The sequence below is a fragment of the Microcoleus sp. FACHB-831 genome, assembly GCF_014695585.1.
GTDB lineage: Bacteria > Cyanobacteriota > Cyanobacteriia > Cyanobacteriales > FACHB-T130 > FACHB-831.
Window position 1 is genome coordinate 37,432 of sequence record NZ_JACJON010000034.1, and the last position, 17,065, is coordinate 54,496.

Annotated in this window: 9 protein-coding genes; 7 read left to right on the forward strand and 2 right to left on the reverse strand. The window is 42.7% G+C overall.

Annotated features, from left to right (window positions below):
• Nucleotides 1–115 precede the first annotated feature (115 nt).
• Entirely contained in the window at nucleotides 116–340 is a 225-nt protein-coding gene (locus H6F77_RS07240; protein WP_190486979.1) for a PIN domain-containing protein, read from the reverse strand.
• The gene (locus H6F77_RS07245) at nucleotides 331–2,661 is read right to left on the reverse strand and encodes an NACHT domain-containing protein (RefSeq protein WP_190486810.1); all 2,331 of its coding nucleotides are present in this window, start codon (nucleotides 2,659–2,661) and stop codon (nucleotides 331–333) included. Before H6F77_RS07245 ends, H6F77_RS07240 begins: the two co-directional genes overlap by 10 nt.
• A gap of 147 nt (nucleotides 2,662–2,808) precedes the next feature.
• On the opposite strand from H6F77_RS07245, the gene H6F77_RS07250 reads away from it, so the two are divergent.
• The 7 genes from H6F77_RS07250 (at nucleotide 2,809) to H6F77_RS07280 (ending at nucleotide 17,013) form a co-directional block, all read left to right on the forward strand.
• The gene (locus tag H6F77_RS07250) at nucleotides 2,809–3,159 is read left to right on the forward strand and encodes a BRO-N domain-containing protein (protein ID WP_190486812.1); all 351 of its coding nucleotides are present in this window, start codon (nucleotides 2,809–2,811) and stop codon (nucleotides 3,157–3,159) included.
• A 264-nt stretch (nucleotides 3,160–3,423) separates the two neighbouring features.
• Nucleotides 3,424–6,450: an exonuclease subunit SbcC gene (gene sbcC, locus H6F77_RS07255; protein ID WP_190486814.1), complete on the forward strand. Its 3,027-nt coding sequence runs from the start codon at nucleotides 3,424–3,426 to the stop codon at nucleotides 6,448–6,450.
• A 444-nt stretch (nucleotides 6,451–6,894) separates the two neighbouring features.
• On the forward strand, nucleotides 6,895–8,451 hold the full coding sequence (locus H6F77_RS07260) for an ATP-binding protein (RefSeq protein WP_309228812.1): 1,557 nt from the start codon (nucleotides 6,895–6,897) through the stop codon (nucleotides 8,449–8,451).
• An 815-nt stretch (nucleotides 8,452–9,266) separates the two neighbouring features.
• Entirely contained in the window at nucleotides 9,267–11,483 is a 2,217-nt protein-coding gene (locus H6F77_RS07265) for an EAL domain-containing protein (protein WP_190486816.1), read from the forward strand.
• 385 nt (nucleotides 11,484–11,868) lie between these two features.
• A complete protein-coding gene (locus H6F77_RS07270; protein ID WP_190486818.1) occupies nucleotides 11,869–13,884 on the forward strand; it encodes a CHASE domain-containing protein in 2,016 nt (671 codons plus the stop codon).
• Nucleotides 13,885–14,243: 359 nt separating this feature from the next.
• Complete coding sequence (locus H6F77_RS07275) at nucleotides 14,244–15,206, forward strand: substrate-binding domain-containing protein (protein ID WP_190486820.1); 963 nt, start codon at nucleotides 14,244–14,246, stop codon at nucleotides 15,204–15,206.
• Nucleotides 15,207–15,216: 10 nt separating this feature from the next.
• Nucleotides 15,217–17,013 carry an ATP-binding protein gene (locus tag H6F77_RS07280; protein ID WP_190486822.1) on the forward strand — a complete coding sequence of 599 codons (1,797 nt, stop codon included), beginning with the start codon at nucleotides 15,217–15,219 and terminating at the stop codon, nucleotides 17,011–17,013.
• Nucleotides 17,014–17,065 lie beyond the last annotated feature (52 nt).

A 17,065-nucleotide genomic window follows, 5' to 3' on the forward strand; every position in this document is an offset into this window, starting at 1 on the left:
TCTAACGGTAGATGATGTAAAAATAGCATTTATTTGTTGAAGCGATCGCACTGGGAGGTCTTGAAGAGGTAGAACCGCCGCGAGCAGAGGGGGGATAGGCGATCGCGCTTTGTCGTCATATAGCGCCCAAGTCGTCTACCACCATTATTTGCACTTCTGTCACCCGCCTGAGTATGGCATCGTTAGCCAAAAATGCTTCACATTCTGCTGCTAAAGCTACAACAATTTGAAAGGCATCTGGTAGTGCTAGATTGTGTCTAGCTCGAATTTTGCCAGCTTGCAGTGCGATGTCTTGGTCAATTGGTGAATTGCCCAGTAAGCAAAATCGCGCTATACTAATTGCGCTTTTCGTTTCTCAATTTCGGCAATGGGTAATAACAAAGTATCCTCTATCTGGTACCGCAGCTCAACGCTCGCATAGCAATCGCTATCCAGGCACTCCATCAACAACAAAGTGGCCTCGTAGTACTCCGCTAAATTTTTTTCCTGCTCATAGCTGAATGGCCAGTTATAAGCAATATCGCGATAATTTATCATCAAAACGTTTAATTTTTTACCCCAAATATCACCGTTATCTTTCCACCATTTATTAAATCCTTCTTCGTTTTTATTGGAGTCAGGTAGTTCGTCTTTGAGTTGTTGTAACGCTCGCTTTAGTTCAGGCTCAAGTTGATGGTTATTAAGGACGTTATCAAGGTCATCAGCAAGGGCATTCTCCGGGGAAAATCCAGCGCTAAGGCCAATGTCAAGAGTTCGATAGAGAGCTAGGTCAAGACCAAGACCATTTTGTAGCAAAGAAGCATCCCCACACTCGACGACATAAGACTCTAGATGCTCAAGACCAAGGGCATCGGCAAAGTCAAGGCTATTATCAATAAAAAGGTGATCTATGAAGGTATCAGCATCCTCAAGACAAAGGTAAAAAGCGCGGACAGATGCTGCTGTATAAGGAAGTTGGAGGGAAAGCGATTTTTGATTGGCCCAGCTGAGGAAATGCTGTAACTTCTCATCATCTGCTACAAGTGCATCAACTTTTTCTTTCATTAACAGCAACAGACGGTCTGCGCTGGGCGACATTCCAACCGCTAGTAAAAAGACTTCCCGCCAGCGTTTATCCGTGATGTGGCTGACCAGATTTTGCAACGCATCCTCTGATGACTGCTTCACAACAACAATTTCTCTAGCAGTGAAATACTCGTGAAATGTCAGATGGGAAAACGAGTAAATTCTTTTAGCTCGTTCTACCAATAAGCCGTGTTGATATTCAATTGAACGCAGAACCAATTCGCTGTCTATTTGCAATGCTTCCGGATCGGTATTAGCATCGGGTAAATTGCGGATGTAATCTGTGATGTATTGCTCCGCTACTTTCTGCTTGAAGAAATATTCACCCCCTTCAAACGTAGTCAGGGCAATTTTGCTGAGTAACTCTTCCTTTCGCTGAACTGATAGCTTTTTGTAAACCTGATCGCGATAAATACCGCGGTTTGCATCCCATTTTTTCAGCAGCGCATCCAGTCCTTCTTTGTATAGTTCAGAACGATTCGCCGGAAAATCCCCAGACTCTTCAAAAACCAAACAGAGCAGCGTCAGCAGCAGCGGATTAGTCGCTAGTTCTTGGATTGGTTCATTGTCCTTGAGGTATTTAATAAAAATATCAGCTTTTACAGCTTTATTCTTAAACCAGTTGTGGGCAAAAGTAGAAATTTGTTCTTTATCAAAATCAGCAACTTCCACGTCTGTGAATTTATCAAAAGTATGTTCCCGCGCTGCAATACGGCAGGTAATAACAAATTGATTGTCACGAAACTGGGCAGATAGTTCGCGAATTTCTTTTAATACGCGCCTGTGGTCTTCTTCTCTTACTTCATCCAAACCATCCAGCAAAACTAATGCCCTACCGTGATTTATCACCTCATCTAGAGACGGTGCATGCAACCTTTCTACATCGCCCCAGGCAGAAAATTGCTGCCTAATGTATTTCAGTAAAGTTGGTTGATTTGCAGTTTCAGAAAAGTCTTTGAGTGTGACAAAAATTGGCACGCGCTTAGCCTGAAATTCGCCCCCAATACACTGAATCGCTATATGCTTTAAAAATGTAGTTTTACCTGCTCCTGGCTTACCCAAAATCATTAGCTTGTTATATTTGCTGACAGCATCCAGTCCTGGCACTCGTTCTTCAGTGACTCTGCCCAGTCCAAAGCGATCGAAATCTTCTGAGTTATAATTTTGCAGTAATTCAGTAATTTCTTTGCGCCGCAGTCCAGTTATTTTCTCCAGAATATTTACGTTGGTGTAAATATCGTTTAATCCGATAGGCTGAGTCATATCCAGCACACGCATTGTCCCGCAGCGCTCTTGAATGCTGGGTTTTATCTTTTCGCGTAGTTCTTGTACTAGGGCATCGATATTAACAGTGTTTTTGGGTGTTGGTTCAGCTAAGTCAGGTTCAGCGATTTCTTCCCAATCTAGACCAAGCTGAGAACAAATTTCCATGAAAAAATCGCAGTCAATAGAATTGCCTTTTAACAAGCTCCAAATTGTCTGGCGAGAACAACCCGCCTTTCCTGCCAAAAATTCCCGCGTCCATTTTTTACGTTTAAAAGCAGATTTTATTTTTTCTATGCCGTCTGAAGATGCCAGGAGCGATCGCCTTGCCATATCTCTAATAAAATTAATCTTGCAGTTTTATTGTAGTGGCTAACTATTACAACTTTTACAAGTCTTACATGAAGTCAAACCTTTACTCAAACTTGGTTTCAAGATCATCATGCGATGCTGTAAAAGTACATATTTGAAGCCGTTACTATGAATACCGCAGAACAAAACTACAAAGAGCTTTATTTCAACGGTCAGTTAGTCCGATTCATCAAGACAACGGAAGCTTTAATGTTGATTGCCGTAGACCTAGTTTCTGCACTTGAACTTAGCCCTTCTGCCTCAATGAAAATTCCTGATGAGTTTAAGGGATTGGGTTCTATCCAGAAAGACAAAGATGGTCAACTTTACCTTTGGAAACATCAAGTATTGACAGTTAAACAGGATGGACTGTTAGATGTCCTTTGCCTTGCCAATCGCAAGACTGCACTGAAATTCCAAAAATGGTATTACGAAGTCGCGCTACCTTCTATCTGGGGAACAGACAGCACCAGTGCTTGAGAAAACAGAATCTGGCGGCTAGAAATCGCGGCTAGACAGACTAAGCCCGCGCAGGCGGGTTTTATTTTTTTAGGATGGAGGAGTAGAGCGATCGCTCCTCTTTTAACATTAAGAGCGCGATCGCTTATTCATTTTTGGCAAAGATTGTCGCTGGGGGTAACTGCGGATACCTAGCGCAAATATTTATTTTTATTACCCTATACTCTAGTCAATAGTGCAGATGTACTGGTATTTATAAATTAAAGATATGGCGCTTTCAGCTGAATGATTCCCCTACAACTGGTTCTAAAAAACTTCCTCAGCTATCGCGATGCAACGCTAGACTTTAGCGGCTTGCATACCGCCTGCATCTGTGGCTCCAATGGCGCGGGGAAATCCTCCCTCCTCGAAGCTATCACCTGGGCTATCTGGGGTGAAAGCCGCGCCGCTAGTGAAGATGATGTCATCCACGCGGGTGTTAACGATGCTCGGGTTGATTTCACATTCCAAAATCAATCCGTAATTTATCGCATCATTCGCGCCCGCACCAGAGGACACGGCGGTTCGATAGAATTTCAAGTACAAACTCCCTCTGGCTTTATCCCTTTGACTGAGCGCGGGATGAAGGCTACTCAGCAGTTAATTCACCATCACCTCAAGCTCGATTACGATACTTTCGTAAACTCAGCTTATCTGCGTCAAGGTCGGGCTGATGAATTTATGCTCAGAAAGCCTAACGAGCGCAAACAAATTCTCGCCGATTTGCTCAAACTTTCTCACTATGAAGAATTGGCGGAGCAGGCTAAAGATGCATCGAAGCACCACAAAGCACAGGCGGAACAACTAGAACAGAATTTACTCTCAATAGAGCAACAACTGCAACAACAGGATGCGATCGCATCTCAACGCGCTACCCTCGAAACCCAACTAACCGAACTTCAACAAGCACAAACCGCTGACACCGAAAAGCTGCAAAGTCTCCAAGCTATTGGACACCAGCGCCAAACTTGGGAACAACAGCTCACTTTGCATCGCCAGCAATATCGCAATCTTTCACAAGACTGCGATCGCCTCCAACAAGAAATCGCCAACAACCACCGCCAACAGCAAGAACTCGAAGCCTTACTATCTCAAGAAGACCAAATTAGCGCCGGACTCGCTACTTACCAAAACCTGCAACATCAGGAAGAATCTTTCAGCGCGAAATTTGAAGCCGACACAGAAATAAAATACGAACGCGGCGAAATTCAAAAACAGCTTGATAAGGAAATCACCGAACTTAATCTACAACTCAGACAAGCCGAAGGACAGTTAGAAGAAAAGCGGCGATCGCGTCAGGAAATTCAGCAAACACTCAGCCGCATTCCCGAAGTTGAAGCGGGACTTGCACGCCTCCAACAAGCACGAACTTATCTAAATTATCTCGATCAACTGCAAGTTCAAGTAACTCCCATCCTTCAACAACGCAACTCACTCCAAACCCAACTCGATCGCGTCCATACTCGATTAAATGCCCGTTTAGACGAACTTCGCTCCTCAGCTTCGCAGCTACAAGTCCAACAGCAACGCCAACCCCGGCTACAACAAGCCGTCATAGAAGTTGTCGGACAACTCGAACAACTAGAGAAGAAGCGCGTCTATCAACAGCGCGTGCAGGAAAAAGGGCTAGAACGGCGCAGCTTTGTGGAACGTTTGCAGGAAAAGCAGCGGGAATATGAAGTAAAAATCGGAGAACTGACGCAAAAGCTGCAAATGCTGTCGGAACCTGGTGCTAGCTGTCCCCTGTGCGATCGCCCGATGGATGAAAACCACACTCACCACGTTTTGGAAAAAACCCAAGCTCAGCAACAAGAAGCCGAACAGCAATTCTGGGTAGTGCGCGAGCAATTAACGGCTTCTGAACGCGAACTCCAGGTATTGCGTCACGAATACGCGCAATTATCGCAAGAATTGGCTCCTTATAATTCTTTGCTAGAGCAACGCGGGCAGTTAGTGGCGCAACTGGAAGCAACAGGTGATGTGCAAACTCGGTTGCAACAACTTGCACAAGAAGCAGAAGGAATAGAGCGATCGCTCTCCTCTAACGACTATGCCATCGATGTGCAAGCACAATTGCAGCTAATCGAACAACAACTGCAACAACTCAACTACAACGAACAAACCCACGCCTTAGCCAGAGGTGAAGTAGATCGGTGGCGCAAGGCGGAAATTGAACAAGGAAAAATAAAAGAAGCAAGTAAGCGTCAGACACAAATTGATGCCGAAATACCAGCACTGTTGGAGAAAATTTCCAACTTGCAACGCCAAATAGAAGAATTGGTTTCTTCTTCGGAATTAGCGGAAGAAATTGCTTTCCTAACTCAACGAATTACTGAAATTGCCTATGATAGATCGCAGCACGATGCGCTCAAAAAGTCCGTGCGCGAGGCTAAGTCTTGGGAATTGCGCTACGAACAACTGCGACAAGCACAGCAGCAATATCCTTATGTAAGACAGCGATCGCAGGATTTGGCAGAATTGTTAGCAACTCGCCAAAAAGAGCTGCAAGCGGCAAATGTCCAGATACAAGCTGTTATCCAGCAGCTAGAGCGATCGCCGGACACCAAGCGAGAAATACAATCTCTAGAACAACAGATATTCTTGCGGCGGCGTCAGCTTGATGGAATGCTAGCAGAGCTGGGGCGTCTGCAACAACAACAACAGTATCTAGAAAGTCTGCAAGCGCAGCATTCTTCCCTCACCACTCAACGCCAAACAGCGCAGCGACAATATCGCGTTTATCAAGAATTAGCCTTAGCTTTTGGTAAAAATGGCATCCAGGCGATGATGATTGAAAATATTTTGCCTCAGTTGGAAGCGCAAACTAATTCTCTCTTGTCGCGTCTAAGTGCAAACCAATTGCACGTCCAATTTGTTACCCAAAGGGCTGGGCGTAGCGGTCGCTCTTCTAAAAAAGCGGCTAAACTTATCGATACCCTTGATATTTTAATTGCCGATGCTAGGGGTACGCGCCCTTATGAAACTTATTCAGGTGGGGAAGCGTTTCGGATTAACTTTGCAATTCGTCTGGCTTTGGCGCGACTCTTGGCGCAACGGGCGGGTACGGCGTTGCAAATGCTGATTGTGGATGAGGGTTTTGGGACGCAGGATCAGGAAGGGTGCGATCGCCTGGTTGCAGCAATTAATGCGATCGCCTCCGATTTTGCCTGCATCCTCACCGTCACCCACATGCCTTATTTCAAAGAAGCTTTTCAAGCCCGTATTGAAGTTTACAAAACCCAAAACGGTTCTCAGTTAAGCTTATCCATCTAGGTCTATCTTTACCCTGCTATGCCCGCGTCAAGTAATATCCACCCCCGTAAAACTAAGCTGTCCTAAATTTAATTTGCCTATAGGCAGCAGTCAAACGTCTTGAAGCGCATAGCTTTTCTTTCTTTTGCCAGACAGCTTTTTAACTTTTGACTTGCTTATTGTTTGGGGGTGGATCTGCGCTCATATTAACTTCCAGTTGGGGTAAGTACTCTCGAATAATAAATTAATTTTGTCATTGGGTACACAACATTATTTAAGGCTTTCAAGGTTTTTTTATTAATAGGCGGGCGGTTATTTTGTAATTAAGCAAATTACATTAATTTCGGTTAAACGTTCGCCGCTAGCAGCACAAACAATCGGTTATTTTTTTAGTTTCTGGGGAAAAATGAAGACTAAGGGAAGATGCTTAAAAAGAAAAAATGTGCTAAAATATGCTGAAAAATAGTGAAGTTACAATTGTTGGCGGTACTGGCATTGGCGACTTACTTAAATTGGAACGAACTCCACACCGTCCGCGAAATTAATGCAGCAGTAGTAAACGTGAGCGGTCGTCAGCGGATGCTATCCCAACGAACAGCAATGTTAGCATTAAGAATGGTCTGCACTACGGACAGAGAGGAACAGGAAAAATTGCGCTCTTGTTTGCTAGCAGACTTAGATTTAATGGAGCGATCGCACAACGGGCTGCTAAACGGCGATGCAGAAGCGAAGCTACCAGGTCATCCTTCAAAAGTTGTCAAGGCAATGTATTTTGAATTGCCTATTAATCTAGACCAACGGGTACGTCAATATATTAAGGAAGCTAGAGCATTGGCGCTTTCGAGAGCTGATGAACTCGCACACGATAATCTTCATCTGCGCTACATTCTTACAGCGGCTTCAAAAGAATTACTTGAATCTTTAGATGCAGTTGTCAGCCAGTATCAAAAAGAAAGTGAAGCTGAACAACTAGCTATAGAAATTAATCAAGCTGAACTATATCAACAAAGTTGTGCGGCTACTGCTCAGGCTATTGCACAAGCCAAACAATTAGAGCAAGCTTTAGAGGAACTGCGGCAAGCTCAAACGCAGCTAATTCAGACAGAGAAAATGTCAGCTTTGGGGCAGTTAGTAGCAGGTGTTGCCCACGAAATAAACAACCCTGTGAGTTTTATTCACGGCAACCTGAGCCACGCCAGCAATTATGTCAAAGATTTGCTGGAGCTAGTACAGCTTTATCAACAAGAATTAAGCAACCCCACGCCTTATTTAAAAGATCGTTCCGAAGACATCGATCTGGATTTCTTGGAGGAAGACTTACCCAAAGTTATGTCGTCTATGAAAATGGGGGCGGATCGTATTTGCCAAATAGTGCGTAGCCTACGCAATTTCTCTCGCACTGATGAAGAAGTTATGCAGGAGGTTGATATCCACGAAGGCATTGACGGCACCCTGTTAATCTTGCAAAATCGACTAAGAGCTTCTGGTAATTATTCAGGAATACAAGTTATTAAAAAATATGCCGACTTGCCGCAGGTAGAGTGCTATCCCGGTTTAATGAATCAGGTTTTTATGAATCTTCTGGGCAATGCCATTGATGCGCTGGAAATGGGAACCGCGCAAGATTCACCCGAAGGAAGGGTAGACGATAGGCAATGCCCGCGCCCTACTATTAGCATTCGCACTGAAGTTTCACGCCCTAATGTTGTCAGCGTGAGGATTGCTGATAATGGCTTAGGTATGACAGAAGACGTTAAGGCGCGATTATTTCAACCCTTTTTCACTACAAAGCCCGTCGGTAAGGGTACGGGCCTGGGTTTATCAATCAGTTATTCGATTGTGGTTAACAAGCATAACGGCTCACTTGCGTGCGTGTCAGAATTAGGGCAAGGGACGGAGTTTTGCATTGAGATTCCCATCCGCCACGCCCAGGAATTATCTGCAACAAAATTAGGGGAACAGGGAAGTAGGGGAGAATTATCCCCAGTTCAACCTTTATTTCAATCCCTAATAGGAATTTAGGACGGCGATCGCGCGTAAATATTATTGGCAATTTACGCAAATTTGTAGTAATTAATACAAATTGCGTTTAATTTCCTGCCGACTAATGCTTTGTTTGTGGTAAGAGTATCTATGCCTTGATGGGGGCGATTTCTATGTTCGCACTCAGTTTAACAATTGCACGGACATTATAATTCAGCTATTTAGCGTAGAATTATCAGTAATTTTACGGTTGAACTTTAGACACAGTTAAAAAAATAATATTACAGCTATTTAATACTGGTTTTACTTATTGAAGTAGTTAGCTAGTGGTTGATTAAAGCAAGGTTAAGAAGTCGCATCGTGCCCAGTTAATTACAAAACAGAATGTTGTTACTGGTTCATGGTTGATTGCAATTACCGCCACCAAGTATTACATAATAGGAATATTAAGCGACTTAGTACTAACCCAACGTAAATTAAGTGTATGCGTACCTTTTTGGTTAGCTCAATCAGCGCAGAATGCCACCAAACAGCTGCGAAATTATTGCGATCGCAGTTTTTATAAACTTCAAAAGTGATCGACAACACAATGCCATTAATGGATTTGGCGTAGAATCATACCTTGTGAAAATTGACGCTGGCAATATTTACGCGAGGATAAGCTTAACTTTTCCGCGCCTCACTAATTTTTTTGCAATAGACAAATGTCGAGTAACAGCCCTGGAAACTGCGTTATGAATTGAACGGGGAAAATTTTGCCCCTACTGTAATGAACTTGTTAAAAGGACTGTGAGTGAGATCGAAGATAGAAGTTGACATTATACAAACCAGCAATCGCGAATAGGGTGCAGACGATGACAAGCTTTTCACAAACTTTAAGAACAACTTCGAGCCTAATAAATTCTCCCGGCTTCAGTCTCTCCGCGTCTATATTGGGGTCAATTTGCCCTTTCAATATAGTTTTCAACAAACATGGAGAAATTGTACAAGTTGGAGATACATTACACCTCGCAATCCCGGAATTGTCTACAGGGAAACATCTAAATCAGCACTTCTGCATCCTTAGTCCCCAAGTACAGCTTAAATTTGACGCTATTAAAAAACTTACTAATTCGCTCTTTATCATGAGATCCCTGGATAATGGGATGCAGATCGAGGGATATATGGTTTACGTTGAGGAAAATGATGTCATATTCTTTTTTGGTTCTCCTCCGCTAGCAGATTATAAAGACCAGAATAGGCTAGAGAGCAGCCTAAACGACGGCGCTGTTCAAGACTCGGTAGTTGATTATATACTCCTACTACAGGCGCAATATGTTGCCTTAGCAGAGGCCAAAAATTTACCTAAAAATTTCAATATGCAACGGTTAAACTTGGGCGATGCTGGAAGTAAACCCGAAATGGCAGCATCTGACGTGAAAGCTATATTTCAAACTTTTCCTGAATTATATTTTCGGATGCAAGCGGATGGCACGATTGTAGATTATCATGCAGAAACATCCTCTAAACGGTACGATTCACCCAGAGGATTTTTGGGTAAAAACATTAGAGATGTTTTACCAGCAGGCGTCGCCCAGCAATTCCAACAAGCTGTTGTTCAGAGTTTGAACGCTAACTCATTAGTTGCTATTGAGTATTTTTTAGAGTTACCAAAAGGTAAAAAAAGCTTTGAGGCGAGGTTATTACCTCTTCCTGAACGACAAGTTATTGTAATTATCCGCGATGTAACAGAGCGCCAGCAGGCAGAGGAAAAAATTCGCTATCAAGCTTTGCACGATCTGCTGACTGGTTTACCTAACAGGATGCTGTTTAACGAGCGGCTTTCTATCTCCTTGACTTCTGCAAGCCAACTTGGCGGTATGTTGGCGGTATGTTTTTTGGATTTGGATCGTTTCAAGACTATTAACGATACGCTAGGCCATAAAGCAGGCGATCGCTTGTTGCAATGCGTGGCTCAAAGACTCGCAGGCTGTTTGAGAGAAGGTGACACTGTTGCCCGTTGGGGAGGCGATGAATTCATTGTGTTACTCTCTCACATCAACTGTAAAGATGACGCTGCTAAAATCGCCCAGAGGATTTTGGAAGCTTTTAAACCTAGCTTCGATCTAGATGGTCATCAACTTCATATCAGCAGCAGCATTGGCATCTCTGTCTCTCCTTATGACGGTGAAGAGGGGGAAACTTTGATCAAAAATGCCGACGCTGCCTTATATCGTGCTAAACAACAAGGCCGTAATAACTATCAGCTTTACACTAAGGCGCTTAACTCCAAAGCAGAGGAATTATTAACTTTAGAAAATAGGCTCCACCGCGCCCTAGAACAGGGAGAATTTTTGGTTCACTATCAGCCTCAAGTTAATACCTCTACCGGAGAAATTATCCAACTTGAAGCCCTAGTGCGTTGGCAACATCCAGATATCGGTCTAGTTTCTCCTGCGACATTTATCCCTCTAGCTGAAGAAACTGGATTGATCGTGCCGATTGGCGAATGGGTGTTAAAAACTGCCTGTGCCCAAAATAAAGCTTGGCATGATGCCGGATTGCCTCCTGTATGCGTGGCAGTAAACTTGTCTGCAAGACAGTTTCAGCAACCAAACTTGGTAGAAATGGTGGGGCGGATTTTGTCGGAAACAGGATTAGACCCCCGATTTTTAGAGCTAGAAATCACTGAAAGCAGCGTCATGGGAAATATGGATTTTAGCAGGGCAATGCTGCGCGATTTACATAACATGGGCGTCGGCATTTCTATGGATGATTTTGGTACGGGTTACTCTTCACTGTTGTATATCAAAAATTTCCCGCTTCACGGTTTAAAAATTGACCAATCTTTTGTGCGAGATTTAACTACCGATCCAAATAATGCAGCAATCGTGACAGCCGTTATTGCTCTCGGGCACGGGCTTAATCTCAGCGTTGTGGCGGAGGGTGTGGAAACGGAAGAACAAAAAGATTTCTTGCGTAGTCTCCAGTGCGAAGTAATGCAAGGTTACTTGTTTAGCCGACCTTTATCAGTCTCTGATGCAACTAAGCTGCTGCAAAAATCCTGCATTAAAGCATTAAAAGCTTCTTGAATATCTATTTAATAGTCCTAAATTATTTGTGAATTTTTACCCTTGCTGCTGCCTTTTCCCTAGTATGTTTAAGTTTTACAACTAAAAGGGAATTGCTATATTTGCATGATGTATTGTTGGAATTGAATATTTATTCGCGCATTGCGTGACCTTACATCCATCAAAAGTTGGGGTTTGCTGAGAATGAGCATTATCTCCGAAAGTAATCCTATGCCTTGCATCACAGCTATATTTAATCATCCTAAAAATAGTATCAAGCTACTATAAGAAATAGCGCTTATTGCTTATTAAATATTTGGCGATAATCTTTAAAAATAAGTAATATAGAGCAAAAAACGCAGCTCTTAGGTGTCAAAAAATAAATCTAATAAATCAAGCTTTATAAATGAATCGTCGTTATATTCCAGTATTGTTGATGCTAGGCGCGGGTACTTTTTTGTCTATTATAGGCTGCTTAACAGTATGGAATTGGGAACAAGAACGCTTGCAGTCCTCCTTCCAAAACCAGGCAGACAAAGTGACTACAGCCATCCAGCGAAGTATCGACAGCAATTTGGAAATACTCGAAGCAACTGGCAAGTTATATGCAGCATCCGGCACGGTCGAACGCGAAGAATTTAAAATTTTCGTTGAAGATTTCTTGGTTCGTTACCCCAGTCTGCGAGCAATGAATTGGACGCGCCGCATCCCGTTAAAAGAGCGCTCGCTCTTCGAGAAAGCAATTCGAGCAGAAGGTTTTCCCAACTTTGAGATTAAAGATAGAGATGCCGGGGGTATGCTTATTTCAGCCCGCCGACGACCCGAATATTTCCCAATCACTTATGTCGAACCATTCCAAAAAGATAATAATTTTAACAAAGCCTTCGGTTTCGATCTTGGCTCCGATCCGATGCGTCGTCAAGGACTGAAAAAGGCACGCGATACAGGAAAAATGATTGCTACGGGAGCGATCAAAATTGTAACGACTGACCAACTTGGGTTTTTAACTTTACTACCCATTTACCGCAAAAATCAGCCAATAAATACTGTTTCGTTACGCCGCGAAAACTTCCAAGGATTTATTACCGGCGTTTTTCAAATTGCAGATATTATCGAAGCATCTTTGTCAGACTTGGAACTAGAGAATATTGATTTTTATCTTTTTGACAACTCTGGTTATGTTAAAGATAATTTTTTGTCTTATTACAAATCCAGCACAAAAAAGTTAATATCAGAAGCAAATAAAAATAAATTTTCCGCTATACAATCTGCTTCGGAATGCCTGAAAAAAACTACCTGTGCGCGCAACCTCAAAGTTGCAGATCGTCAGTGGTTATTGCTTATATTACCCACTTCAGAATATACGGCAATTCAATCCCACTGGGGAGCGTTGACGACATTAGCAATCGGATTACTGTTAACTAGCATTTTAACTATCTACGTGCTAATTTCGCTGCGGCATACTTTTCAGGTAGAACAATTGGTGCGCGATCGCACTGCTCAAGCCAAACAACTCCACGAAACCTTGCAAGAATTACAGCAAACCCAATCTCAACTTATTCAGACCGAAAAAATGTCCAGCCTCGGTCAGATGGTGGCTGGTGTTGCTCACGAAATCAACAATCCAGTTAACTTCATCTACGGTAATATTACCCACGCAGACGAATACATTCAACAGCTACTGGAACTACTTCGCCTCTACCACATGCACTGTAAACAAACCACCCAAATTGAGGAATATGCAGAAGCCATTGACCTTGATTTCCTAATTGCTGATTTACCTAAAATGCTGTCTTCAATGAAAATTGGAGCCGATCGCATTCGTCAGATTGTGCTATCTTTGCGGAATTTTTCTCGCCTCGATGAAGCTGAAATGAAGCAGGTTGATATTCATGAAGGTATAGATAGCACTCTATTAATTTTGCAACATCGATTGAAAGCAAAGTCAGATCGTCCGGCTATTGAAATACTTAAACAATATGATAACTTGCCCCAAATAGAATGCTACGCCGGACAAATGAATCAGGTGTTTATGAATATTCTCAGCAATGCGATTGAAGCGCTGGAAATAGAAACTGGTGAAAAAGCGCTGTTGAATCTTGACTCCGGACTACAGACTTTCGACTCCAGACTGACAATCCCTACTATTAAGATTCGCACTGAGATATTAAAGCCCAATTATGTCAGAATAATTATTTCCGACAACGGGCCAGGTATAACGGAGGAGGTAAGTAAACGGTTATTCGATCCATTTTTCACCACAAAAGCACCTGGAAAAGGGACGGGGTTGGGGTTATCCATTACTTATCAAATTGTGGTTGAAAAGCACGGAGGCTCTATTCAGTGCTTATCAAAACCGGGAGAAGGGGCAGAATTTTCTATTGAAATTCCCGTCAGCCAAAGTCGCCAACAAGGTAATTAAAAATTCAATTACGTTATTAAATATATTTTTTCAAATAATATTTACAAGAAAGTCTGTGTGTTGTAATACAGATAATATAAGTGCAGAGTGCAAAAGCGCGCTCGCACAGAAAAGCTTAGAAACCCGTAAAAACACAGATTTTATTTTTCGCTAACTTGCTTAATATTTATATAGCTCAAGGGTAGATTATAAGCTAATTGCCATAGGTGCGTCTCGAAGTTGGCAAAGAGCTTAATCTCACCATAACCTCTAGCAACTACAACCAGTACAGCAGGCTTGAGAAATTTTGCCTATTAATTGTTTTAAAAATAATATTTGCCACACCAAAAAAAATTACCAACTCAAGGAGCCTTTACCCAATGCAACAGCATCTAGCTCATACAGTGAAGCGATCGCGCAGACGATCCGCAGCTAGCTTGATGCTAGCCTTAACAGTCATGGCGATCGGTGCAGGCTGTACCCAACCACCTCAGAACAGCATAGCAACACAGCAAGATACAGCAGCGCCAACTAGCACCAGTAACAAGCCAGGGGACGAACTAGCAACCCTGAATATGGCGATCATTCCTTGGCAGGTTTCAGCTGAACAAGAGAAACAACTCCAGCCATTAGCGGACTATCTTACAAAGACTCTAAACCGACCAGTTAAATTCCAGATTTCAAAAGACTACGACACCTCGGTTAATTTACTGGTGGAAGGAAAAGTTGATTTAGCCTACTTGGGAGCGTTCACATACATCAAGGCGCGTCTTCGCGATCCTAAAGTGCAGCCAATCGTTGCTCCTATCGACAAAACTACAGGACGACCTTGGTACACAAGCGCGATTATTGTTAATAATGCTAGTGGGATAAAGACTCTTAAAGATTTAAAAGGCAAGCGATTCGCCTTCGTAAGTAAATCATCAACTTCAGGCTACTTAGTGCCTATGGCGCAGTTTAAAGATCTGAAAATTGTTCCGGAGCGCGACTTTAGCCAGGTCAAGTATGCGGGTAGTCATGACAAAGTAAAAACAGCTTTAATAGCAGGGGAAGTAGATGCGATCGCAGATGATAAACGCTCGTATTTAGCCCAGCAAAAAGCAGGCAAATTCGCTCCATCAAAATACAAAATTATCTGGGAATCTAAACCAATTCCCAACTCGCCAATTGTTGCTTCCAGTAAACTTTCACCACAATTAATAGCGGATTTGAAGAAGGCATTTGTCAATGCGCCTGATGGACTATTAGACGCTACCGGTTCCGAATCAGCTGGATACACTCTGGCACAAGATGAAGACTACACACCGATTAGAAAACTGCAAGAGCGCCTTGGATTGAAATAAAAGCGATCGCATGAAAATATTAACTAAATTTATTGGTTCTTCTGTTGCCTTTATAGGGCTAATTGTATCTCTTACAGTTGGAAGTGAATTCCTATTAAAAAGAGTGGAGATATCTACAGAAACCAGCCACGAGAGAGTCGATCGAGCCTTCAGTGCAGCCGTTAATCTAAAACTCTCCTTAAGAGATCAAATCGCAGCACTCAGGAACTATATCATCCTCAATCACGACCCGTCAGACATGGCGAAGTACTACAAAGCTATGTCAGAATTTATACTTAGCCTGGATGATTTGCAAAGCCTGATTCCAGAAAATTCAGAACTGGCAATTATCCGCCGTCGCCACAACTTTCTCGTGCGTTTAGCAACAGAACTTCGTGACGAGCCTTCCACTCTCGAACAGACCCAGCAGGATTTCAGAACGATCAATTCTTATAGAGATGATATTGACTTCTCTCTAGATTCGCTGGTGAGTAGCGTTGAACAGCAGCATGCATTAGCGAAACAACAAGCAAATCAATTCAAATACACTACCCAAGTTGTTAGGTACACTACCACAGGTATAATTCTGCTGTTCTTTGGCGGTCAAATAGTGCTGATATTACTTCCGGTAATTCGCTCTATCGAAAAGCTGCAAATGGGAGCAGCAAAAATTGGTATGGGCAACTTGGATTATCGCTTGAATATCAACACAAAAGATGAAATTCAACAACTTTCCTGCGAATTCAACCAGATGGCGACAAGGCTCGCTGAATCTTATCACTCCCTAGAGGAGAAAGTAATTGATCGTACAGCCGAACTAATAAGATTAAACCAAAATTTAGAAATTGAAATTGCTGAACGCACGCTAGCAGAAACAGAACTTCAGCAAGCTCTACAAAAATTGCAACAAACTCAAACGCAACTGATTCAAACCGAAAAGATGTCTGGATTGGGTCAGATGGTTGCTGGTGTAGCTCATGAAATTAATAACCCTGTTAACTTTATACACGGCAACCTCGTCTATCTGGACCAATACACTCAAGAACTACTAACGCTGGTACAGCTTTATCAAAAGCACTATCCCCAACCAGCAGAAGAAATTCAAGAACATACTGAAAATATTGAAATTGACTTTCTCGTTAAAGATTTATCTAAAATTCTATCTTCGATGAAGATCGGCACCGAACGCATCCGTCAGATTGTCCTATCTCTGCGAAATTTCTCTCGCCTCGACGAAGCAGAAATGAAGCCCGTAGATCTTCATGAAGGCATTGATAGCACGCTGTTAATCCTGAAAAACCGCCTGAAAACAAATTCAGGAAATAACGAAATTCAGGTGATTAAAGACTATGGCAATTTGCCATTAGTTGAGTGCTATGCGGGACAACTGAATCAGGTGTTCATGAATATTCTCAGCAATGCGATTGAGGCGCTGGAAATAGAGACAGGGGATAAGGGATTTTTGGATATTGGCTCCAGAGTCCCTACTCCAGACTCTAAACTCCCAATCCCTACTATTAGGATTCGTACTGAGATGTTAAACCCTAATGTTGTTGCGGTGCGAATTGTGGATAATGGGCCAGGTATGACCGAAGAAGTGCAAACACGGTTATTTGACCCGTTTTTCACTACTAAGCCAGTGGGTAAAGGCACGGGGTTGGGGTTGTCGATCAGCTATGGAATTATAGTGCAGAAGCATCAGGGGGCGCTGAGGTGCGTGTCAGAAAAGGGACAAGGAACGGAGTTTTGGATTGAAATCCCGGTGAGGCAAACTGTTGAGGTATTAGGTAGTCAAAGGTTGAAAACTGAGGCGATGACTTCGGCTTGAACAATAAAAACTAAAAAGGAAAAAGGCAAAAGAAAGGGTAACTTTTCTTTTG

Coding starts and splice junctions, on each gene's coding strand:
- H6F77_RS07275 (WP_190486820.1), top strand. CDS start 14,244: ATGCAACAGCATCTAGCTCATACAGTGAAGCGATCGCGCAGACGATCC.
- sbcC (WP_190486814.1), top strand. CDS start 3,424: ATGATTCCCCTACAACTGGTTCTAAAAAACTTCCTCAGCTATCGCGAT.
- H6F77_RS07270 (WP_190486818.1), top strand. CDS start 11,869: ATGAATCGTCGTTATATTCCAGTATTGTTGATGCTAGGCGCGGGTACT.
- H6F77_RS07250 (WP_190486812.1), top strand. CDS start 2,809: ATGAATACCGCAGAACAAAACTACAAAGAGCTTTATTTCAACGGTCAG.
- H6F77_RS07245 (WP_190486810.1), bottom strand. CDS start 2,661: ATGGCAAGGCGATCGCTCCTGGCATCTTCAGACGGCATAGAAAAAATA.
- H6F77_RS07265 (WP_190486816.1), top strand. CDS start 9,267: ATGACAAGCTTTTCACAAACTTTAAGAACAACTTCGAGCCTAATAAAT.
- H6F77_RS07280 (WP_190486822.1), top strand. CDS start 15,217: ATGAAAATATTAACTAAATTTATTGGTTCTTCTGTTGCCTTTATAGGG.